This window comes from Streptomyces sp. NPDC059534 (genome assembly GCF_042743475.1).
Classification (GTDB): Bacteria; Actinomycetota; Actinomycetes; order Streptomycetales; family Streptomycetaceae; genus Streptomyces.
Genome location: NZ_JBHWAQ010000120.1, coordinates 1 through 2,446 on the forward strand (window position 1 = coordinate 1; position 2,446 = coordinate 2,446).

The 2,446-nt window shown below is 69.7% G+C and carries 3 protein-coding genes; 1 reads left to right on the forward strand and 2 read right to left on the reverse strand.

Translation table 11 applies throughout. The annotated features are described in order from the left end of the window. Window positions 1-225 precede the first annotated feature (225 nt). Window positions 226-717 (forward strand): single-stranded DNA-binding protein, encoded by a 492-nt coding sequence (gene ssb, locus ACFVZH_RS40160; protein ID WP_384905573.1) that lies wholly within the window; start codon window positions 226-228, stop codon window positions 715-717. Window positions 718-836: 119 nt separating this feature from the next. Here the strand turns inward: ssb and ACFVZH_RS40165 are convergent, their stop codons facing one another. Together ACFVZH_RS40165 and ACFVZH_RS40170 are read right to left on the reverse strand one after the other, a co-directional pair. Beyond that, window positions 837-1,115 carry a hypothetical protein gene (locus ACFVZH_RS40165; protein ID WP_384905575.1) on the reverse strand — a complete coding sequence of 93 codons (279 nt, stop codon included), beginning with the start codon at window positions 1,113-1,115 and terminating at the stop codon, window positions 837-839. 7 nt (window positions 1,116-1,122) lie between these two features. Beyond that, the gene (locus ACFVZH_RS40170) at window positions 1,123-2,199 is read right to left on the reverse strand and encodes a hypothetical protein (RefSeq protein WP_384905577.1); all 1,077 of its coding nucleotides are present in this window, start codon (window positions 2,197-2,199) and stop codon (window positions 1,123-1,125) included. Window positions 2,200-2,446 lie beyond the last annotated feature (247 nt).

Consider the following 2,446-nt stretch of genomic DNA (forward strand, 5'->3'; position numbering starts at 1 on the left):
CGCCTCGTACCTCGCCTTCAGCTCGGCGGCGACTCGGTCACGCTCGGGGCCAGGTGCCAGCCTGCGGGCCGGAGACTTGCGGGTCATCAGCGGATTCCTCCCGGTGGGAACGATGGATACCCTATGATCGCGCGGGTCGGCTGCCGGCGGCCAGTGCGGAGGACTGCGTTGTCCGCCTGGTGCGAAGCCTCCGGGCACGTCACAGGGACTTGGCAGGCTTCGTGCATGCGTAACGACCTTCCGTTGACGGTGATCGGGAACCTTGTTGACGATCCCGAGTTGCGGTTCACCTCCGCCGGGGTGCCGGTGGCCCGGTTCACCGTGGCCTCCACTCCCCGTACCTTCGACCGCGACACCAACAGCTGGCGGGACGGCGAGCCCACCTTCTTGGACTGCAGCGCGTGGCGCCAGCTGGCCGAGAACCTCGGCGATTCGCTGACCAAAGGCGCGCGCGTGGTGGTCGCCGGCCGGCTGCGGACCGACCGGTGGGAGACCCCTGAGGGCGAGAAGCGCTCCCGCATGGTGATGGACGTCGACGATGTCGGCGCCTCGATGACGTTCGCCACGGTCACCATCGCCCGCACCACGCGCGCCACCCCGCCCCGTGAGACAGCGCCCGACGATCCCTGGGCCACCGCGAGCCGCAACCGCCCTGCGACAGCCCTTCCCGCCCAGGACAACGCCGCCGATATCCCCTCAGGGGACCCTCCGTTCTGACCAGGCCCTTGTGAGCAGACACGGCCACCCTGGTGGCCGCTGCCGGGACCCTGCGCGGCCCGCAGACGCGATGAGCGCCGCAGCGCATTCTTCCGGCCGTCCGGGCGGCCATCAGGAACTCAGTGCACACCGGGGCAGTGTTCTGCTGCGCGGTGCTCGCCTGCGGGCACCTCGGCCAGGGTCGCCAGGGCCGTGTCGGCCGCGGCCTGGGGAATACCCGACCACCATGCGAGGAAGTTCACCCAGTGCGGCAGCAGCCGCTTGACCCCGATCGTGACTGGGTGGCTGGAATCCCAGTCGCCAATCAACTTGAGATTGTGGCTGATTCGGTGGGGTGAGACCGAGTCCGCGGTATCCGGCAGGACCCCTCCCAGCCACTCGCCGACAAGCGCTCCCACGACCTCTTCATCGGCCGTCTCGCTTGGCCGCTGCTGCAGCCACGCAGTGAACGCGTCCCGCGTCGGGGTGACGTCGACGTCGTTTGGTACAGGTTGATGGCAGCGGGCAGTGAACGTCCCGCCGCTCCAGGGCGGCGGCAACATCGTGGATACGCCGCGCTGCCCGGAACCACTCGTCCCACACCGCCCGCGGCTCCGTCCCGAAAATAGTGATCTCGGTCAGGTCCACCTCGGTCAGGCAGCGCAGCGCCTCCGTTCCGGCCTGGGCGAGCGGCTCAGGAACGGCTCCGGCAGCCACCGTACCGACCGCGGCCCGCCATGCCGCAGCGGCCTGCTCCACATCGTCGTAGGTGCCGCCGCCAGCCAGGACGACGAAGCCGCAGGCATCGATGTCGAAAAGGTAGACCGCCGGGTCCGTACCGTCCGGATAGACCGTGGCCGCGATGACACCGAGACGTGAGCCGTACACATCACGCAGCACCCAGATGTCCCCGGTCATCCGCAGCTTCGCCACCGCATCCCGCCACTGCGGCAGAGCCGACGCCACCTGCGAACCGCGCACCACCGGACGCAGCCGGGACACCGCATCCAGGGCCGCCGGCGCGATCACCGGCGAGCCCACCGACGACAGCCCGTACAGCAGGAGCAGGGCGGCCTGCCCACCGGGCGCACCAGAAACCAGGCGCTCCCGGGCCCGCCCCTCGGCCGCGTCGATCAGCCCCATGGTCCAGTCACCGAGCGCGAGAGGCCACCCCTCCTGGACGGCTTGGTGTACCCGCGCCCCCAGCAGGCAGGCTGTCATGTCCTCCAGCTGGCGCGGGCCTTCGGCGCCAAGCAGCACCTCGGCCTCGTCCAGGAGAGCCGAGAAGGATGGCCCGAACCAGTCGCGCCTTGCGGGCTGTTCCTGCGCGAGCTGCTGCAGGAACGACAGGCCGGAAGGGTGTGCGAACGGGTTACCCGAGTCTAGACCGGACCACTCCCGCGATGCCGGGACGTCCCTGGCCGATGCGGGATTACCCGTACGCCTCCCGCTGCTGCTCTGGCGGTTCTTCTTGGGCTTGCGACTGCGGGAGACCGGAGACATGGCGGGGCCTTTACACGAGAGGGAACGGGCAGCCGAAGACCAGAGCAGAACCTTCCGGCACCCGGGCCGCCGAACCCGGCAGAGCCCCCTGGCCACCGTCTATGACGGAACGAGATTCTATGCCGCAGGCGGCAACGGCAGGGATAAGAGCTGGTCCTTCCCTTGAGGCTCGACAGCGAACAGCCAGCCTCGTCGCACACCCTGGATCCGGGCGCCCCACCGGTGTCACAGGCATGCGGCGTGCCCG